The organism is Paenibacillus sp. LjRoot153 (assembly GCF_964253085.1).
Classification (GTDB): Bacteria; Bacillota; Bacilli; order Paenibacillales; family NBRC-103111; genus Paenibacillus_E.
The window spans coordinates 1,186,249-1,205,298 of record NZ_CAXUQH020000001.1; the positions used below are offsets into that span (position 1 = coordinate 1,186,249).

A 19,050-nucleotide genomic window follows, 5' to 3' on the forward strand; every position below is an offset into this window, starting at 1 on the left:
CAGGGAAGAGGGCGGGATAGCTGTGAAAATACCAAAGAGGGCGGGATAGCTGTGAAAATACCATGGGCAAAGCAAATTAGCGGCATGCAAAATAAGCAAAACAGGCTGTTCCTAACTATTTTAGGCTATTTCCTGTCTCTTCTAATCCCGATTATCATTATCGGTGTTTCTGAATATGGGTATTCTGTCAGCATCATGAAAAAGGAGTTTAACCAGCGTATTTCAACGAACCTGAAATCTTCGGCTAATACGGTGGATTCCTATATCAAAACGGCACAGGAAACCAGCGTTAGCTATTTGTACGATGATACGGTACAGACGCTGTTCATGCCCAAAAATGCCCAAAGCTTAGAGGTCAAATCCGAGCTGTGGCGATTACCGCGCATTTTGCAGCGCAACGAGAACATCGTCAGCCATTTTTCCGATTCGATGTTCGTTTATATCGATAATCAGGACGTCTATGTCAGCGGCGGTGTCAATTATTTCGAATCTTTTTTTAACAACATGTACAAGTATGAAAAATATGACGCTAGCTACTGGATGAACAAGATGAGCTCGAAGAAAAGCGTGGAGCTGCTTCCGGTTTCGCAAGTCATTCAGGAAAAAATGCACGTCAAACAAGTGATTCCCATTGTGATGATCAATCGGATCCGCAACCACAATGCTGTTATGGTCATTAATATCGCCGTTGAGACCATAGAAAGAACATTGAAGGGGGGAGCCGTGTTCGGTTCAACCAGCTTTGTCGTCTTTGACGGAAACCAGGAGCTTATGTACGATGCCAAAGGGTACTTGAACGATACGTTAACCGTCCAAAACTTAAAAGCCTCTTTTGATGAAAACGGCCTTTCGAAGGAGCTAGAGGTCGGTGGCAAACGTTACCTAGTGGCGTATGTGAAATCCGATATGTACGGATGGAATTACTACTCGTTCACGCCTCTTGCTGAATTCAATCATTATACGGTCGGTATTTTGCAAATGACGCTGCTGCTATGTGTGGTGCTCATGGTAATGGGAATCGTATTCTCGTTCGTGTTCAGCCTTCGCATCTACAATCCGATCCGTAATATCCGGGATATTATTGCTCAGAAAAGCGTGCCGGTGAACGGAGAGCATGAGGTCAGTGCAGCGGCCGACGAGTTCGAGCTCATTCAGCAGGGAATCCATCGGATGTCCGACAGCCACCAGCTGTATAAAGTGAAATATGATAAGCAGACTCACGAGTATGTGGAGTATTCGCTGCTGTTTTTGCTAAAAGGCCACACGATCAACCAAGAAGAAATTTTACGTGAGACGTTGAAAGCGGGCTTCGGCTTCACCCGTTCCGGATTTATATGCTGCACCGTGTTTTTTGATTTCAAGGCTGCCTTTTATGAGGATATTCAGGATACGGAACGAATCTTTATTATTAATGGCATTAAAAAGATTGTATGGAATCTGCTGGGTAGTCAAGTTCCTTGTTACGTTTTGGATCACCGTCAAAATATGTTTGTATGCTTAATTAATATGAATGGTCCGCAGGAGACGGAGCTGCTGCATCCCGCTTTCCAACGCATGCTTACTATTTTTGAGTACGATATTCGCATGTATTATGATATTACGATCGGTATCGGTACATTTTATGCGAATGTGAATGATATTGGAGCTTCCTATAACGAGGCGATGACGGCGGTCAGCAAGCGCAATAAAGATCAGCGTTTTCAAATTGTCGATTCCAAACAAATGTCGATTGAGAACAGCTATCGGTATTCGCTCCACGATGAGCAAAGAATAGTAAACTACTTAAAGCTCGGTGATGTGCAGGCCGTGAGGGATGTTGTTGCAAGTATCGTAAAAAGCAATGAGCAGCGCAGTATTTCTTATGAGCATACACTTCAGCTATATAAGGAAATGTATGTGACCGGTGTCCGTTTTTTAGCGGAAAAAGGACAACAGGTCTCACAGCTGAACATGGAGAGGGAGATCCCCTTTAACGGCAGTGCGTTCGAAGAGTCGTTTTTCGGCACGAAAGAACTGGAGTCAACGATTTGTGAATTTTTCAAGCGAATCATCGAAATGACGAAAGCCCAAAAAGGTGGTTCGAAATCGGGCAACCTCGTATCGCTAATTGAACAATATATCCACGATCACTACACGCAAGATCTCGGGCTCGAACAAATTGCCGAAGAGATGGGCGTTTCCGTCAAGTATGTATCCAGGGTGTTTAAAGATAAAAAAGATGAATATTTAACTGACTATATCAATCAGGTACGCATTGAAAAAGCGAAGGAAATGCTGGTACAAACAGATCTGCGCGTTAACGAAATTGCCGAGATCGTCGGGATCCACAGCCGTACTACATTTCTAAGAGTTTTCAAGAAAGTAGAAGGCATCTCACCAAATGAATACCGTACCCTGCACAGAAAAGAGCTGCATTGATGCAGCTCTTTTTTGGCAATTGTATTTAAAGTTAGATCCGCGAAATCACCTTATCAATCAACCCATATGCGCGAGCATCCTCAGCTTCCAAGAAGTAATCGCGGTCCGTATCCCGTTCGATTTTCTCGATCGGTTGTTTGGTGGTTTGGGCAAGGATGCCATTCAGAATGCTGCGTGTGCGGAGAATATGCTGGGTGCGAATTTGAATATCACTCGCTTGTCCCTGTGTGCCGCCCCAAGGTTGGTGAATCATAACTTCAGCATTCGGTAAGGCAAAACGCTTACCCGGAGCACCAGCTGTTAGAAGAACAGCGCCCATGGATGCGGCCATACCTACGCAGATCGTGGATACATCGGGTTTAATGAAGTTCATCGTATCATAAATCGCGAGACCAGCTGAGGTAGATCCGCCCGGTGAGTTGATGTAGAGCGAAATATCTTTCTCAGGATCCTCCGCGGAAAGGAACAAAAGCTGGGCAATAATCGCATTCGCGACTTGATCATTAACCTCCGTGCCAAGGAACACGATGCGGTCTTTCAGCAATCTGGAGTAAATATCATACGAGCGCTCTCCGCGCGCGGTTTGTTCGACTACCATAGGTATGAAGCTCATTGAAATCATCCTTTCTAAGATGAAGTATTTTTTACGAGGTTAAGGTTTAGCGTAATTAAGTTGTTTAGCCAATTAAGCAACTTTGCATTGGATCGTATGGGTATGCACCGTAATCTTCTGTCCAAAACCAGACGAAACCATGATGAGTCGAACAGGTTCTTCATTTTGAAAAGCTGGGAACTCGCGAACGGTAACGGTTGCTTCGGAATCTATGGATGCGGCATTTTGTCGGCGATAAGAATCAATCGAAATGACTTTGTTCTTGGAGGAATCGCTTGATTCTGGATGGGGCTGTTCCCAAGCGATGATAGGTGATACTGATGAGGGAGCGGTATTCTGCTGTGGCAGACTGGTGTGTTTCTCATGTACTTGCTCTTGTTCTTGTTCTTGCTCATGGCTCATGGTAAATGCCTCCTCATTCCTTCGGTTTGGGGTAAACGGCCAGTAATACCTGATAAGCGTTTGGATCGTCACCTCGAACGCTTGTGTAACGCTGCACTAACTGCCCAACCATCGCCGTGTATTCTTCAATGAATGCATGCCGTTGTTGCTCCGTGCATAGCTGCACTTGAAGCTGCAGCGTCGCGCTTGGAATCACTTCGCCGACATCCGACTGCTCCATGAGCAGCATAGCATCTCGGCGAATTCGTTCAGAAGTCGTCACGAGATGAGCGAGCGAGCTCTGATCCTTCAGCTTTTGCAAGGTTTCAGGCTTCATGCTGAGAGACTCGGCCAGTACAAAGGTTTTGGCGATCGAACGGTAGAGCACCTCGACCAGATTGCGTACTTGGCGTGTACCAACGCGCGTAACTAAACCGGCCTTCTCCAACGCTTTTAGGTGATAGTTGATGCGTTGAGCCGTCTCGCCTAAGGTGCGCGCCACTTCCGCGGCGGATCCTGGCTCTAAGAGCTGAGCGATAATTTCTCCGCGAAGAGGGTTAAGCAGCACAGTTGCCTGCTCAGGGGACTCGATGTAGTAGCTGTCTTGGATTTCTTTTTCTTGTGGCATGGAGTGGATAGCCTCCGTGTACAAATTATATGTTACGTACAAATATTTTATTACGTCAGGGAGGGAAAGTCAATGGGCGAGGTTGTAACCCCCCCCCTATTGGAAGACATTAAAGTTTTGAAGTAGACATTAAAGTATTGAAGTAAACAATAAAGTCTTGAAGTAGACAATAAAGTTTTGAAGTACTTGTTGTTGTGTTGGAAGACATTAAAGTATTGAAGTAACACATTATGTTTTAGAATTAAATAGGCGTTCACTCTATTATTGGGTGAATGCCTATTTAATTTTATGTATGGAGAGAGGAGAAAGTCCTTAGTCGTATCCAATAGCCAGTGCGCTCAGGGGAGATTGAACTAACGGGCAGAATTCCGTAATAATAACTATCAATTATATGGTAATATAAGGTAAGTGGTAGACTTTAAATTGGTTAGAAAGGGCGGAAATATATTGAACTATCTTATTAATGGACTAGAGATGAATCCCCCTACAAACATGAATTTAGTTATGGAAACGGAAAGCAAGCTTGGTGCAATATTTCCGAGGGATTACAAAGAATTTATTGTTCAATATAATGGTGCGGTAGGTACCGTAGGAAACATGTATATACACCTGTAGGCAATTGACGAGTTAGAAGAATTAAATGAAGGATATGCCGTCAGAGAATTTGCAGATGGGTTAGTGATATTTGGTTCCGATGGTGGAGGTACTGCGTATGCTTTCGATACAAGGTATGAGGAAACAACAATTGTTGAAGTTCCCTTTATAGGTATAGACCTAGACGAAATAACAAAATGCTCTGACACATTTACTGGTTTTCTAGAATACTTAGTTTCCTTACCCGACTAAACTAACGATAAACGTTACTTCAATTAACTACAAAATGAGGCTGCCGCGTGAGGTGTTAACTATGAGTGAAGAAATAATGAATAGCATCAAGCTAGCTAATATTAATGGTTATTTATTAGCATTTGGGTATACGTTTGAGTGCACTGAGATTGAATATAATAAGGATATTATTACAGCTTTTGAAAGCAACTTTAAATTGAACTTGGATGAAAGTCTTGGCGATACACAATTAATACCAATCGAAGATTGGAAAGTGAAGATTGAAGGAATTTGTGAGGAATGGTTTTTCCAAGTCGGTTATCCGACTCCCACTTCAAAATATGTTAGTTTTCAGAAACAACACTGTATAGAAGGATTTATCAAATTACTGTCAGATTTTTTTGAAGGTCTTGAATCAGTACATGAAGTGGAATGTGACCCTAATTTTTTTATGAAGGTATATGGCATGATTTCATTTTTACATGTAACAAGAGAATGTTTCTTTTACATTTTGGAGTTTATGACTGAACATCACTAATTATTAAGCTGACGGTGAACGTTTGTAGAATAACAATCACCACGGGGCTGCCGCGAAAATGCTGGCAGCTCATTACGTTAACGGGCAGGATAATGCAACCTTCAAAGGAATAAAACGTCTAATGATTAAACACCAATGGAGGCAGTAATGAAAAAAACATATTTAATAATTTTGCTCGTTTTCGCCTTAGTATTTATTGGCTATAAATATACAGATGCTGTTAAATCAAGTAAACAATTACAGAGTTCGATAGACAAAAACTTTAAGTCTCAATTAAGCAATATTTCAAGCAGCTTAAGTATGAAAGTGGATGAAACTAGTTATAGAATAATTCTAACAAGTGTTTCAAATGCTGCAGCGATGTCTGTGCTAACTTCATATGAAAATCTAAATGATAACTTGGATATTAGTTTGTATAATTTATACATTTCATTGAGAGAAGAGAAATCAAAAAATAAAGTACTTGCAAGGACAGATGAATTAAGAGAGATATTTATGAAATTGGTAAATGAGCCATCTAATAAAGATGCTTTGGTCAGTTTAATGAAATTTACTGACGAAACATTTTTTCATGTCAAAGAATAAAACCCTTAAAGACGACTAAGCTAACGTAAGAACGATAGATCAATACAGAACGAAACGAGGCTGCCGGCACAAACGGCAGCCTCCATTACGTTAACTGGCAGTCTTACTGCGTTACGGGTAGGAAAGCTTAAGCAGCTTTTAGTAATGATCTTTCAAATTTCGGGAATCGTTAGTTCGTGAAAAAGATTAATGTTTTTATCAGTTATCGCTGATGGATCTCAAATAGTCAAATACTTACGAATAATATTTAGTGGAAAAAAATAACTATTATCAGTTCGGGAGGCTTGAATGAAAAGGTGTTATTATACATTAATATTAGCCGTAACATGCTTTTTTACCGTAATGGTTACACATGGATATGCTTTTGAAGGAAGAGATCTGGTTTGGAAGTCGACTAAATATAGCAATATAAATCGTGTAGATACGGCTAGTTCTGGGTCTCTTGCATGGAATGGCAGTCGATATATTGTAGCTAGAGGCGAGGGGAATAAAGGATCAATCTGGACTTCAACAGATGGTGAATCATGGGAAAAAGTATTTAGTTATTCCAAGCAACTTCATGGAGCAGCCTGGGATGGAAAGCAGTTTATAGTAGTTGGTGCACAGAGTATTCTAATCTCACAGGATGGGATTAAATGGACAGAATCTTTAACTGGACATAAGGGTTGGTTTTATGCGGTAGAATACAACGGTAGCAGATTAGTTGCCGTTGGATATGATGGCAGTATTGTTACGTCTTTGAATGGAGTGAAATGGGAGGATGCGGATTACAAGGCGGAGAACGCTCTGACAGATATACTGTGGGACGGGAAACAATTTTTAGCAATCGGATCAGAAATCATAACATCACAAGACGGCATCCACTGGACTAAACAAAATATTGATCCAGTTCATAGGTTAAATCGAGTTTCCTGGAATGGAGTCTTGTATGTGGCCGTTGGGAATAACGGGTTGATTTACACCTCTGAAGACGGTTATTTATGGACACAGAGAGAATCAAATACAACCAAGTTCATAGAGTCAATCGTATGGGATGGTAAAAGATTTATTGCACTCGGATCAGATCTAATGTTATTTTCTGAAAATGGGATTTTGTGGAGCGAAGTGGATTCAAATATTAAACAACATATATATGATTTACATTGGAACGGATATAAATATGTCGGTGCTGTAAGTTTAGAAGTAGGAATTGTTTCTATACCTTTTGACATTATAAAAGTAAAAATAGATGAAAAACCAATAATCTTTGATGTGGTACCTACCATCCTAAATGATACAACTTTAGTCCCTTTAAGAGCCGTATTTGAATCTTTGGGCGCGGAAGTCAAATGGAATGATAAAACCCAATCTGTAACCCTTACAAAAGGGGGGACAGTGATTATACTTCAAATTGATAATAATGGCGTTATAATAAACGGAGAATATAAACTTCTTGAAGTTTCTCCAGCCATTGTAAGCGGAAGGACATTCATACCTATAAGATTTGTGTCTGAAAGCCTTGGAGCTAAAGTAATGTGGATTGGTGAAACCAAAACTGTAGCAATTACATCAAAATAGGCTTTATAAATGTTTTTGACGAGATTTTGACATCTGGTTTTTGATTGGGTATTAAGTTTACGTTTTAATAATTTCCTCCCCGTTCTTTCATCGTTGAGCTAACGGGACACGATAGTGAAGGAGCTTGCCTCGCGGCAGCTCCATTTTTGTATTCTATTGGCAGTTTAGTGTAGCCTGGTTCGATATTCTGGATTTCCTTGGAATATGATCACTACGTTTATCATTGAAGCTTTATTAGAAGTTTTCCAACACAATCTTTCCTATCGATCTACCTGTTTCCATTTTTTCATGTACTACACGTAGGTTTATTGCATTAATTGGTTCTAGGCGTTCAGTTAAAGTAGTTTTCAACTTACCATTGTCGATTAAATCAGCCAGTTTATTCAGTAGATCGTGTTGTTTGATCATATCTTTGGTTTGGAACATGGATCGGGTAAACATAAGCTCCCATACAAACGTAACACTTTTAGAAAAAAGCAGGTCCATATCCAAGCTCCCCGTCCAACTAGCCTTATCTGCAGGAACGATTGAACAAATCTTACCTTGGGGGGTTATGACCTCTGCCATATTCGCTAAATGTTGTACCGTGTCATTTAAGCAAAATATATAATCCACGGTCTCAAATCCAATATTCTTGAGTTGTGATGCAAAATGACTATTGTGGTTGATTGTAAAATCCGCCCCTTGATTTTTGGTCCACTGGATTGACTCTGGGCGTGAAGCAGTTCCAATTACAGTTAGACCTGCTAAACTGGCAAGTTGAGTAGCAATCGACCCTACTCCACCTGCAGCACCGATAATGAGTATGCTTTTATTTTTGTTTTCTTCTACACTTTGACTGATTCCTAAACGATCAAATAAACCCTCCCAGGCCGTAATCGAGGTAAGCGGTAAAGCGGCTGCTTGTGCGAAATCCAAACTCTTCGGTTTGTTTCCCACAATTCGTTCATCTACCAAGTGAAATTCACTATTACCCCCTGGACGAGCCACACTCCCCGCATAATATATCTCATCTCCAGGTTTAAACAACTGACATTCAGGTCCAACCTGTTCCACAATCCCAGCTACATCCCAACCAAGAATTTTTGGTGATTCTTCTTCATAATTGTTTTTCTCTCGAACGCCCAAATCGGCAGGGTTGACAGATATAGCTTTTACTACTACTAATAGATCGCGACCTGTAGGAATCGGCTTTTCTATATACAGGTCAACAAGGCTTTCCGGATCGGATAAAGGGAGATATCGGTAAGCACCGACTGCTTTCATCTTCTGGCGATTGCTCATATTTTTCTTCCTTTCAAGTTTGTATATCGTACAGTTGAAGTATATATCGTATACTTACTTTAAAAAAGTACGCATATTTTTATTATATAGTATTAAAAATCATACCATTGGAGGGGATTTAGTAATGGGAGACCGGAGAAACAAATACGGTGTTAATCCAAATATGGAAGGATGTCCTGTGGAGACAACTCTGGATGTCATCGGGGGTAAATGGAAAGGGATTATTCTCTACCATCTCATTGGCGGAACGAAAAGATTTAATGAATTTCGGCGTCTCAATCCGGGTATTACGCAGTTTATGCTTACACTACAGTTACGGGAGCTTGAACGGGATGGCATCATTCATAGAGAAGTTTATAAAGAAGTTCCGCCCAGAGTGGAATATTCACTTACTGATTTTGGAAAGACGTTAGAACCGATCATACTATCTATGAAAGAATGGGGGGAGATTTATAAAATCAGACTTTACGAAGTTAGAACGCCAAACGGGGAAGATGCTTGAATGATCAAATGAGGTTTTATAGAGATAGTACAGGAAGCATTGATTACAATTTCATCAAAGATTTGTTTGATAATAATATTAAGTGAGCTCTAGATAATCCTTCTTAGCCATGGACTTCATCTAACACTGTATTCACGCATCGGGCCATTCGGCCCTCGATGCTAGAAGTCGATTAAGCTAACCGCAGAACGTTAGCTGAATAAAGACAGTCAAACAAAGCAGGTGCCTTGGCGACCTGCTTTGTTTATTGAGGTATCGGGCAGGCAGATTTACGCAACGATTGATAATCGGAAGCGTCTATATAAGAACAACAATAAATGGATATAGGCGAGGGGCAGGTTTAAGAATAAATGAAAAATATAGTTCTAATATTCATTTCAACGATACTAATCTTGGTGGGGTGTTCTAAAGACATCAAAATAGGTAGAGCGGAACATCTAGATATATATAAACTTGCTTTTGAAAATATATTCGAGCAAGAAGCAAGTTTATATAATGATTCAAGAATGACATACTTATATGTAAGAACAGATAATTTGGATGAACTGACGACTGATGAAAAAAATGATTTATTGGGCTATATAAAACAAATAAGTGGGGTTGAAGTTAGCGAGGGTACGTATTCTGACATTGAAACCAATCTTTCAAAGGGTAAATTTGGTGGGATGTCGCTTGCTTTGGAGAATATCCGATTCAATTCTAATGGCACTGTGGTACTTACCAGTAGAAAAACATTCTTGGGCAGCATACAAATGCGACAAAATTTTGAAAAGAAAAATAATCTTTGGACAGTCAAGGAAGATAAAATATTGAAATCTAAGTGAAATTATTCGCAAATCTCTCTCACGGAAGATGTTTTGTTGCGCTAACGCAGAACGATAACGTAATAGGTAGGGAGTGGCCAGCCACGCGGTAGCTGCGCCCTGTTTTCGTTAAATTAACGGGAGTTTGGTTGATTTGGATACAGATTAAAGATAAATGAAAAAGAGTCATCTCTTGGTTGTACACGACATATTGTTAAGTGTACTTGCTGTTTAGGGGGGCTCTGCGTGAGATTGCTAATTTTTGTGGTGGGTATAATCTTACTAACACTCCTTTGGACTAACCCGGATAACTCCGATTTTAAAAAATGGGTCCTTAAGAAAGAACTCACCAATTCTCAAACATTTAACTCAACGCCAGTTCATTTTCGTAGCAAGAATTATCTGTTTTTCTCATTGCATGAACTTTCAATTATTAGGAAACAACATGCTGATTTAATTATCGAACAAGAATACTACGCAGGAATAGGGTTTCTGGGAATGATATTTCCAATTTCAATTCCAGGAATTGATGATAAACAGTCCCCAATAATTAAATAGTTGGAAATCTCCGATGTACTAAATGGAAAATATGACGAGACTGCCGATTTTTATCGGCAGTCTTTTTAAAGTAACGGGCAGTTTTGCTTAGTGATTATTTTCCGATTTATGGTAAAATAATTTAGTGTAGTTTTAGCTAATAAACTCGAGGTGACTACAAATGCTCGATGTAATAAGGAAAAAGGCTGATGAATGTATTAATAAAATAGATGGTATTTCAATTGAAGGTTTTATTTCGTACGGAGATAAAAAAGTTGAATATGCACTGTCATTTAAAGAATTTATGGCATCAGTCTCAATCGTATCCGATTTCACATATGACTTTTTCGCGATTGAAATTGAAACAGAACGATCATTTATGTTTAATACAAAACAGTTCCAAAAGCTTGAGGATGTTATTACAGAGCTAAGAAAAGACCTTTTTTCTTTATCGAGCTTAGGGAAAATGAATATTTGAGTTAACATTTTCTACGCTAACGGGTAACGTTAGTTCAATGAACTGTCTGTTTTAATTGGTGTCAGAAGTACTTCATAACTTAATTGTTTTTAGGATTTTTCGATCACCACAACCACTTCCAAACTATATTTGTCTTTTTACTTTCATGAAGAAGCCAGCAAATCCTTATGTTTGCTGGCTTCTTGCACTTCAGAATTTTAATGTCTCCCAATACCCCCCCATTTACTTACAACTGTTGGCGAGAGTGGATAGTACCAAGATTTACAGGACATATGTCCTTAGTTAACAGCTGCGTTCACTCCATTGGGTGAACGCATATTTTATTTTAGGGAGATAAAAGATGACTAGAGGTAGTGCCATTCACAAAACGCATATGAATAGACTAAAGGACGGTAGAGGTCAAGGATATGGGCCGTAAAATCAAATCCGGTTTTTTTTCGTGTGAATTCTCACCGATTATGAAATATCACATTTTTGTAGCGTTTACGATGCGATAGATTTGAGGATTCACTTCAAGATATAGTTTCAAAACTTAGACATTTACATAGTTAATTTGGCCTAGAATGATGTTAATTTTTAAAAAAGAAGGAGCATTTGTTCAGATTTCAATTTTGGTTAAAGATAATTTTTGTCGGTTAATTGTGAACTTTTTAAATTCTTGCACCTGAACCTGAATTCTCAAGTTCGTAACTTTCTATAGTCGCTTGGCGTAGAGCCCGTTACATTCTTGAATGCTCGGTTAAAAGAACTTGGATTTTCGTATCCGACTAAATAGCCGATTTCATACACTTTTACATCTGGTTCTGCAAGCAGTTTTTTTGCGGCTTGAATACGTACCTCGAGTAAATACTCTAGGAAATTTTTCCCAGTCTCTTGTTTGAAATAGTTGCTGAAATAGTTCGGATTCAGGTTGACCTGAGCGGCAACCGTCTGAAGCGTGATGTTCTGCTGATAATTCTTCTGTATGATTTCTTTGGATTTCATGATGATCCGATTATCTTTCTTGAGCTGTTCCTCTTGCATATGAAGAATTAGACCATTTAGAGCCTCGTTCAGCTGATCTTTCAAGGATTGAACCGTTACAGCGTGTTCGATGATAGGCAGCAAATCAAAGCGGGGCTGTTTCTCTGCGGCCGAGGCCGCTTCCGGATGAAGTGCATAAAGCTTGCGCACTTGATTGGACAAGCCGCTGATGATCTGCGCAGGTTCTACCCATTTATCCGCTAGCTTTGTAACGATGCTGTTAAGGGAAGCTTGGGCTTTCGGAGCATTCAACGTATCAATCGCTTGAAACAATGCATGGGTATCATCGGTAATGTCAAACTCCTGAAACTGGCTGTAAACGGAAGGCTCGTCCTTGCTGTACATGTAAATTTTTCCGATGCCTTCATAGAATGCTCTTTGTAAACAAGAGAAAGCTTCTTGATAAGCAAGAGGAGAATAGCCCAGCTGCTGAAAAGATTGACTTATGCCAGTAGTAAAAGCGGCGGAAGTTTGCTGCTTTATCTGTTCCGACAACCATATGAAAGGGACGGGATCGATATCACCTCGAACTGAATCCCGAGGAGCAAGAATCGTTATTTGTTCATTTTGCATACTAAAGAACCAATTCTCAAGCCAGTGAATTTCTCCAGATAAAGTGTGGATCCATTGCTCCCAATCCAAGGAAGGGAGACCTCTCTTTGTATCGTCTTTATCCAGCCTGATAATAGCTATATTAAATGAGGCTGCGTTATCCAGACCAAATTCAGACAAGCGCTGAGCAAGAGTAAGCGGCTCTTGAATGCGATTAACGACCAAATCCCAGAGCAGCCGTTCTTTTCTTAAGAAGCGGCTCTCTTCGACGCTTCGCTTAAGATTTTCTTGCTGCTGAGTCTGAAAGTTTTCAAGGTGCTTGGCTGATTCAATACGATCTAATTGTTCAATCAGATCGCGTTTGTTCAGAGGTTTTAACAAGTAATCCCGAACGCCGGCTTTTAAGCTTTCCTTAACGTATTGAAACTCATCATATCCGCTGAGCACGATTGTTTTGACGGGAAGTTTCATCTCTGAAATCGTGTGAACCAGTTTGATGCCATCCATGACGGGCATCTTGATATCGGTGATTAGGAGGTCAGGCTGCCATTCGATAACGCGTTCGAGAGCGGCTTTCCCATCGGAAGCCTGCGAATCGATCTCATAACCCCGATCTAAGCCATCAATGATGGCATGAATGCCTACACGGATTGTTTTGTCATCGTCAACGATTACAATTTTCAGCATAAATTCCTCCAGATCCTTAGTTTTTTTCAAGTTAATTAATGATGTATATCCTATAAATCTCTTGTCATGCTACAATAGGACAAATCTATCTTATGGAAAAAGCGGAGGTTTGAATATGATCCACCTTAATGATCCACAACCAGGCACCTCCCGATTTAAATACCTACATTTTCGGAATTTCCCAATTGCGATCAAGCTGTATATCGGTTTCTTTTTCGTTTTCGCCATAATGATTACGCTTACATGGATGACATATTCAAATTTCAAGACAGATAAGCAGAAGAATACACTGGATGTGGTTCAGCGCTTGAATACGCAGACAGTAAGCAAAATAGATGAAACGGTAAACAGTTTAATCGCCATGACGAAAGTTCCGATGATTTGGGAAAATGGTGCTCACACGAAGCTGTTTGATTATGTCGATGAATCGAATCGGACGGGAAACTTTGATTTTAATTTCCAATACGCCCTTTCAAATGAAGCGAGTAAATATATGATTACTAATAAGAACGTGGAATCTTTTGCCATCTATAATCGTATTGGGGCAGGAATCATGTACATTGAAGGAAAATGGATCACGGATCCCAATGTACATGAATCAGATGCAAAGGGTTGGTATGAAGCCTCTTTGCGTGATTATAAAACACCAGTTATTTTCCCAACCTACCGGGTTGACAACACGGTCCCATCCAAACCTTATTTCTTATTTGGTGTTTCTAGAGGGATTTACAAACTGGAAACTGCCGAAACCATAGGCGTTGTGATGGTCAATAGCCGCATGGATTATTTGCTGCAGTTGGGTGAAGAGATGAAGAGTGTGAAGAACAATCGGGTTCTGCTGCTCGATGAAAAGAATCGAATTATGGCTGACAAGGATACCAAGATAATCGGACAGCCCGTATCCCCCGTTATAGCTTCCAAGCTTGAGGATCGTTCCAGCGAGATGTCCAAAGAAATTAAATTGGATGGCGTTACTTATTTATTTAGTTATGCCACTTCGCAGCTTACCGGTTGGACTGTTGTTAATATGATTCCTTTGAACGAATTGTACAAGAACATTAATCACTTGGCAATGACGACATTCTTAACCACGGCATCGCTGCTTTTGATCATGATCGTATTTACTATTTTCTTCTCAAGAAGTATCGTCAAGCCAGTTCAAAAACTGATTCGTTTAATGAGATTGGTAGAAAGCGGTGATTTCAACAAGGAAATTACGCTTCCTCAAGAAGATGAAATTGGACAGTTAGCCCGTACCTTTAACCATATGTTAGGTAGAATCCAGCACTTAATTAATGAAATTTCATTGGAGAAGATCACTCAAAAAGAGTTGGAGCTCCAGATGCTGAAATCGCAAATAAATCCACATTTTCTGTACAACACGTTGGAGTCAATACGGATGGTTGCTGAATCGCGTAAGGCTCCGGATGCCGCAGATATGGCTTTCTCACTGGGGCAACTTTTGCGGTACAGCATTAGTCATACAAGCGATCTCGTACTCGTCCGGGAAGAAATTTATCATTTGGAGCAGTACATGCTGCTGCAAAAAGTCCGGTTCGAGGACGTATTTACAATTTCCCTGGAAATTCGCGAGGATATCATGGATTTATGCATGTTGAAAATTATTTTGCAGCCCCTTGTGGAAAATGCGATTTATCATGGGATAAGCAATCGTTCCAACGGCGGGATTGTCGAGGTAAGAGGATATAGCGATGGCGATAACTTGATCTTTGAGGTATGCGATAACGGCCAAGGCATGGCTGAAGAAACAGCGGTCGCTTTGAATCGATCTTTCCGAGATCCGGAAGTTAGAGAGGCGGGAATCGGTTTGTACAACGTAAATAAACGGATTCAACTCTTTTACGGAAGCAAGTATGGGCTTGAAGTCGTAAGTACCCTGGAAGTGGGGACAAATATAATTGTGTGTATTCCTATACGTTGACTTGTTTGGATTTTTTTTCGTGAAACCGCGTAAAAATTGTTGCCTATCTGTAGAATTGCACAGAAATCTTTATCGCTGTCATGTTACACAAAGAAGGGATTCGTTACAATAACGGTAGGATGCATCCAAGCGATAAAAATTAGGGGGACTCACATTGAAACGTAAATTGGCTATGATTACCACAGCAATTACCACTATGGCTCTTTTAGCGGGCTGCTCAAGCGGAGCGGATTCATCAAGCACAAAGGCAAGCCCGGCTGCTTCATCGGGAAATTCAGCATTATCGGGCGAAATTACTTTTCTGACTCACCGTACGGACCTAGCAGATACGACTCTAACCGATATTGCAAAAGAGTTTATGGCCAAAAATCCAGGTGTGAAAATTAACGTGGAAGCCAGTAAAGGCGACGATGTGTTGAAAACGCAAATCGCAGCGAATGAGCTGCCTGATATTATGTTTGTCCCAGGTGGATTAGGCATGACAAGAAAAGATTATCCTACCTACTTCGTGCCTATCGACGAACTCGGCTATACGAAAGATAACTTCTGGTATTACGATAATGGGACTGGTCCTGACAAGAAGCTCTACACGCTTTCGATCGGTGTCAACTACCAAGGATTTATCTATAATAAAAATGCTTTCAAATCAGCTGGCATTGATAAAACGCCAACAACCATGGATGAATTCTTGGCTGCCGCAGAAAAATTGAAGGCCAAAGGCATCACACCGGTTGACTCCAACTTTAAAGACAGCTGGCCGCTTGGCAACTATTCGGATGGAGCTTACTCCAATGATATTACCGGATCCAAAAACTATCAAAATACGTTAATTACAAAAGATCTTTTTAACAGCGATCCAGGCGGATTGTTGGACGGCATTAAATTTCTCAGAAATCTTGCAGACAAAGGCTATCTAGAAAAAGATCTGATGTCAACTAACTGGGATGCTTCCAAACGTGATTTGGCCCAAGGAAAAGTCGGCATGATGTTCCTTGGTACTTGGCTCCCTTCGCAGATCGTGCAAAATGGCGCGAAGCCGGAAGATCTCGGCATGTTCCCTGTACCTGGAGCTAAAGCTTTGGTAGGTTCTGCTGACATCATGTACGGTGTAACGAAAAACTCGAAGCATCCGGATGTAGCTAAAGCGTTCGTGAAATTTATGTGGGACAACGGCAATATGCCGAAAAAAGTGGGCATGATACCTGCGAATAAAGACTACAAAGCAGATCAGCCGTTCTTAAAAGAATTGTTCGCATACAATCTTCCAATCGTTGAGTGGGAAGCGCTTATCCCTGAATATCAGGATTTGATCAACAAGTCTCAAATTGATACGAAGAAAGCGGCACAAGAATATGTCCTTTCCAAAAACCCGCAAGAAGTGGTTGATAAATACAATAAAAGATGGAATGATGCACGCAAAACGCTCAGCAAGTAAGACAGTAAGCAAGAGCCGGTTAGGGTCACCTTAACCGGCTATATTCAAATGTTAGAATTTATATGTTTTTGGTGAAAAAGGGGGTTACAGGCCACAATGTTGCGGAATATGAACGATAACTTGGAGAGAAGACTGACGATTGTTTTATTCCTGACACTTCCTCTTATCATGCTGCTCGTTTTTTCTTATTATCCTGCAGTGAAATTGTTCCAAATCAGTTTTACGGATTGGGACGGTATGAAGTCTCATTATAATTACATTGGATTGGCAAATTATAAAGAGATTATCTCTCAAAATACCGCTTGGAAAACGTTAGTTAACAACATGGCGTATGTCATCATATCGGTTATCCAAACATTCCTCGGTTTGTATTTCGCTATTTTGCTGGATTCCAATATACGGGCAAAGCAATTCTTCCGTTCTTTTCTTTTCATGCCATACATTTTGAACGGAGTCGCTGTTGCGTATATGTTCAGTTATTTGTATAACTTTGAAGATGGACCGATCAATATTCTATTGAAGGCGATTGGCCTTGGAGACTACGCGATTCACTTCTTGTCCAACTCGTGGTCTGCCAACATGTCGCTGGCATTCATGGGGTTATGGCAAAACACAGGTTTGGCCATGGTGATTTTTCTCGGGGCGCTGCAATCGATTCCGAAAGATTTGTACGAATCAGCGAGTATAGATGGGGCGAATTTTTTCGATAAAGTGCGCTTTATTACAATCCCAAGTATGAAACTAGTCGTACAGATTAATTTGTTCTTAAGCTTAAACGGTGCCTTGCAGGCCTTTTTCCAGCCTTTTATTATGACCAAAGGCGGGCCGGGCGATCGCACGCAAACTTTTGCCTCCATGGCATATTACACGGCATTTAACTTTCACAACTTCGGATTAGCCTCCGCACTGGGCATCTTCCTATTGGGTATTGTTCTCGTAGTGCTTCTTATACAGAATATCGTTATTCGTGGGGGAGGCGAGGAGTCGTGAAGCGTCGAAATTTTGAATCGGGCCTGGTCGTCAATCACCCGGCGCTGCGCCTTTTTAATTATGCGATCTTACTGTTATTTGTGATCATGGTGCTCACCCCGATACTGATTGTGTTTCTTGTTTCTTTTAAGTCCAATCAAGAATATATATATTCTCATGTCTGGGATTTGCCCAAAAGTTTCTTGAATTTCGAAAACTTCTCCGTCTATTGGAAGCGTGGAAAGATGATGCTAGGATTTAAGAACGTGGGTATCCTGATTCTTGTAGCTCTGTTAACAAGTATATTTATGGGAACGATGGTGGCCTTCGTGGTTACCCGGTTTCAATTCCGATTCAGGAAATTGCTGCTTGGAATGTACGTGTTTGCAGCGGTGCTGCCAACTACGACAACGGCGATTGCGACTTTTACGATTATCAAAAGCTTGCATCTCTACAATACGCTAACCGCTGGACTTGTGTTGTATTCGGCAGCCGGGGTTCTTGATATTTATATGTTTATGCAATTCATGTACAAGATTCCGACTGAATTGGATCAAAGCGCGCGAGTCGAGGGCGCTTCATACTGGCGTGTGTACTGGTCCCTGATTTTACCGTTGATGCGTCCGGCCATCGCCACAATCAGTATTTTGAAGGTTGTCAGCATTTATAACGACTTTTTTGTGCCAACTGTTTATATGCCTTCGTCCAAGTTGTCGACGATTACGAGCGGCTTGATGCTGTTCACCCAAGACCGTGCGTCCCAGTGGAACGTACTTTCAGCAGGTATTATCGCTGTTCTGCTTCCAACCCTGATTATTTATCTTCTGGCGCAAAGATTCATTATCTCAGGAGTTACGGACGGTGCTGTGAAATCGTGAGTCAAGCAAGAAAGAGTACGACATTTTCAGAAAAAATGGAGTTGTAAAATTCCCTGACAGGAATCAAAAGATAACTGAACTTCTCTACAGATACTACCAGGGGTAATCCGATTTAGCATTAATTAATTTGTCAGAAGTACTTCAAAACTAATTTGTAATCCAACAACAACAACGTTTATTTGGTGATAAATAAGTTTTGAAGTAGACAAATAAGGTTTGAAGTGACAAATAAAGTTCTAAAGTAACAAACAAAGTTTTGAAGTATATTAAATGACCAGTTTGGCGAGATTGTTGTATAATACCAAGATTCTCAGGACATTTGTCCTGAACCAGGTAGTAGCTGCGTTCACTCCATTGGGTGAACGCCTATTTTATTTTAGGGGGAATGAATAATGAGTAAAGGTAATGCTATACG

18 protein-coding genes are annotated in these 19,050 nt (G+C 40.6%); 13 read left to right on the top strand and 5 right to left on the bottom strand.

From position 1 onward, the window contains the following. The first annotated feature begins 51 nt into the window (after nt 1-51). Nucleotides 52-2,418: a helix-turn-helix domain-containing protein gene (locus ACSQ8P_RS05360; RefSeq protein ID WP_436234235.1), complete on the top strand. Its 2,367-nt coding sequence runs from the start codon at nt 52-54 to the stop codon at nt 2,416-2,418. A gap of 31 nt (nt 2,419-2,449) precedes the next feature. Here ACSQ8P_RS05360 and clpP read toward each other — a convergent pair whose 3' ends face one another. The 3 genes from clpP to ACSQ8P_RS05375 form a co-directional block, all read right to left on the bottom strand. Continuing rightward, nucleotides 2,450-3,031, bottom strand: a complete 582-nt coding sequence (gene clpP / locus ACSQ8P_RS05365; protein ID WP_436234236.1) for an ATP-dependent Clp endopeptidase proteolytic subunit ClpP — start codon at nt 3,029-3,031, stop codon at nt 2,450-2,452. Nucleotides 3,032-3,103: 72 nt separating this feature from the next. Further along, nucleotides 3,104-3,433, bottom strand: a complete 330-nt coding sequence (locus ACSQ8P_RS05370) for a hypothetical protein (protein WP_436234237.1) — start codon at nt 3,431-3,433, stop codon at nt 3,104-3,106. Nucleotides 3,434-3,446: 13 nt separating this feature from the next. Then, nucleotides 3,447-4,040: an ArsR/SmtB family transcription factor gene (locus ACSQ8P_RS05375; protein WP_436234238.1), complete on the bottom strand. Its 594-nt coding sequence runs from the start codon at nt 4,038-4,040 to the stop codon at nt 3,447-3,449. Between the two features lie 618 nt (nt 4,041-4,658). On the opposite strand from ACSQ8P_RS05375, the gene ACSQ8P_RS05380 reads away from it, so the two are divergent. The 4 genes from ACSQ8P_RS05380 to ACSQ8P_RS05395 all read left to right on the top strand — a co-directional run bounded on the left by ACSQ8P_RS05380 (nt 4,659) and on the right by ACSQ8P_RS05395 (nt 7,545). Next, on the top strand, nt 4,659-4,886 hold the full coding sequence (locus ACSQ8P_RS05380; protein WP_436239460.1) for an SMI1/KNR4 family protein: 228 nt from the start codon (nt 4,659-4,661) through the stop codon (nt 4,884-4,886). 61 nt (nt 4,887-4,947) lie between these two features. After that, the gene (locus ACSQ8P_RS05385) at nt 4,948-5,403 is read left to right on the top strand and encodes a hypothetical protein (RefSeq protein WP_436234239.1); all 456 of its coding nucleotides are present in this window, start codon (nt 4,948-4,950) and stop codon (nt 5,401-5,403) included. 147 nt (nt 5,404-5,550) lie between these two features. Continuing rightward, the gene (locus ACSQ8P_RS05390) at nt 5,551-5,988 is read left to right on the top strand and encodes a hypothetical protein (protein ID WP_436234240.1); all 438 of its coding nucleotides are present in this window, start codon (nt 5,551-5,553) and stop codon (nt 5,986-5,988) included. 288 nt (nt 5,989-6,276) lie between these two features. After that, entirely contained in the window at nt 6,277-7,545 is a 1,269-nt protein-coding gene (locus ACSQ8P_RS05395; RefSeq protein ID WP_436234241.1) for a stalk domain-containing protein, read from the top strand. 234 nt (nt 7,546-7,779) lie between these two features. Here the strand turns inward: ACSQ8P_RS05395 and ACSQ8P_RS05400 are convergent, their stop codons facing one another. Further along, the gene (locus tag ACSQ8P_RS05400; protein WP_436234242.1) at nt 7,780-8,829 is read right to left on the bottom strand and encodes a zinc-binding alcohol dehydrogenase family protein; all 1,050 of its coding nucleotides are present in this window, start codon (nt 8,827-8,829) and stop codon (nt 7,780-7,782) included. Nucleotides 8,830-8,953: 124 nt separating this feature from the next. Between ACSQ8P_RS05400 and ACSQ8P_RS05405 the strand changes: the two genes are divergently transcribed. The 4 genes from ACSQ8P_RS05405 (at nt 8,954) to ACSQ8P_RS05420 (ending at nt 11,149) form a co-directional block, all read left to right on the top strand. Continuing rightward, nucleotides 8,954-9,331, top strand: a complete 378-nt coding sequence (locus tag ACSQ8P_RS05405; RefSeq protein ID WP_436234243.1) for a winged helix-turn-helix transcriptional regulator — start codon at nt 8,954-8,956, stop codon at nt 9,329-9,331. Between the two features lie 350 nt (nt 9,332-9,681). After that, nucleotides 9,682-10,155, top strand: coding sequence for a hypothetical protein (locus ACSQ8P_RS05410; protein ID WP_436234244.1), 474 nt, complete (start codon nt 9,682-9,684; stop codon nt 10,153-10,155). A gap of 225 nt (nt 10,156-10,380) precedes the next feature. Continuing rightward, complete coding sequence (locus ACSQ8P_RS05415) at nt 10,381-10,692, top strand: hypothetical protein (protein WP_436234245.1); 312 nt, start codon at nt 10,381-10,383, stop codon at nt 10,690-10,692. Nucleotides 10,693-10,852: 160 nt separating this feature from the next. Then, nucleotides 10,853-11,149: a hypothetical protein gene (locus ACSQ8P_RS05420; RefSeq protein ID WP_436234246.1), complete on the top strand. Its 297-nt coding sequence runs from the start codon at nt 10,853-10,855 to the stop codon at nt 11,147-11,149. A gap of 678 nt (nt 11,150-11,827) precedes the next feature. On the opposite strand, the gene ACSQ8P_RS05425 is transcribed toward ACSQ8P_RS05420, so the two are convergent. Beyond that, nucleotides 11,828-13,411, bottom strand: a complete 1,584-nt coding sequence (locus tag ACSQ8P_RS05425; protein WP_436234247.1) for a response regulator transcription factor — start codon at nt 13,409-13,411, stop codon at nt 11,828-11,830. Between the two features lie 115 nt (nt 13,412-13,526). On the opposite strand from ACSQ8P_RS05425, the gene ACSQ8P_RS05430 reads away from it, so the two are divergent. From ACSQ8P_RS05430 to ACSQ8P_RS05445, 4 genes are all read left to right on the top strand, one after another. Next, the gene (locus ACSQ8P_RS05430; protein ID WP_436234248.1) at nt 13,527-15,353 is read left to right on the top strand and encodes a cache domain-containing sensor histidine kinase; all 1,827 of its coding nucleotides are present in this window, start codon (nt 13,527-13,529) and stop codon (nt 15,351-15,353) included. A gap of 154 nt (nt 15,354-15,507) precedes the next feature. Beyond that, nucleotides 15,508-16,788, top strand: coding sequence for an ABC transporter substrate-binding protein (locus ACSQ8P_RS05435; protein WP_436234249.1), 1,281 nt, complete (start codon nt 15,508-15,510; stop codon nt 16,786-16,788). 96 nt (nt 16,789-16,884) lie between these two features. After that, a complete protein-coding gene (locus tag ACSQ8P_RS05440) occupies nt 16,885-17,778 on the top strand; it encodes a carbohydrate ABC transporter permease (protein WP_436234250.1) in 894 nt (297 codons plus the stop codon). Beyond that, nucleotides 17,775-18,635: a carbohydrate ABC transporter permease gene (locus tag ACSQ8P_RS05445; protein WP_436234251.1), complete on the top strand. Its 861-nt coding sequence runs from the start codon at nt 17,775-17,777 to the stop codon at nt 18,633-18,635. The genes ACSQ8P_RS05440 and ACSQ8P_RS05445 overlap by 4 nt, the downstream gene beginning before the upstream one ends. Nucleotides 18,636-19,050 lie beyond the last annotated feature (415 nt).

Bases quoted from the DNA above. Each gene is read 5' to 3' on its own strand.
- clpP (WP_436234236.1), bottom strand. From the start codon at position 3,031: ATGAGCTTCATACCTATGGTAGTCGAACAAACCGCGCGCGGAGAGCGC.
- ACSQ8P_RS05370 (WP_436234237.1), bottom strand. From the start codon at position 3,433: ATGAGCCATGAGCAAGAACAAGAACAAGAGCAAGTACATGAGAAACAC.
- ACSQ8P_RS05375 (WP_436234238.1), bottom strand. From the start codon at position 4,040: ATGCCACAAGAAAAAGAAATCCAAGACAGCTACTACATCGAGTCCCCT.
- ACSQ8P_RS05385 (WP_436234239.1), top strand. From the start codon at position 4,948: ATGAGTGAAGAAATAATGAATAGCATCAAGCTAGCTAATATTAATGGT.
- ACSQ8P_RS05390 (WP_436234240.1), top strand. From the start codon at position 5,551: ATGAAAAAAACATATTTAATAATTTTGCTCGTTTTCGCCTTAGTATTT.
- ACSQ8P_RS05395 (WP_436234241.1), top strand. From the start codon at position 6,277: ATGAAAAGGTGTTATTATACATTAATATTAGCCGTAACATGCTTTTTT.
- ACSQ8P_RS05400 (WP_436234242.1), bottom strand. From the start codon at position 8,829: ATGAGCAATCGCCAGAAGATGAAAGCAGTCGGTGCTTACCGATATCTC.
- ACSQ8P_RS05405 (WP_436234243.1), top strand. From the start codon at position 8,954: ATGGGAGACCGGAGAAACAAATACGGTGTTAATCCAAATATGGAAGGA.
- ACSQ8P_RS05410 (WP_436234244.1), top strand. From the start codon at position 9,682: ATGAAAAATATAGTTCTAATATTCATTTCAACGATACTAATCTTGGTG.
- ACSQ8P_RS05420 (WP_436234246.1), top strand. From the start codon at position 10,853: ATGCTCGATGTAATAAGGAAAAAGGCTGATGAATGTATTAATAAAATA.
- ACSQ8P_RS05425 (WP_436234247.1), bottom strand. From the start codon at position 13,411: ATGCTGAAAATTGTAATCGTTGACGATGACAAAACAATCCGTGTAGGC.
- ACSQ8P_RS05430 (WP_436234248.1), top strand. From the start codon at position 13,527: ATGATCCACCTTAATGATCCACAACCAGGCACCTCCCGATTTAAATAC.
- ACSQ8P_RS05440 (WP_436234250.1), top strand. From the start codon at position 16,885: ATGTTGCGGAATATGAACGATAACTTGGAGAGAAGACTGACGATTGTT.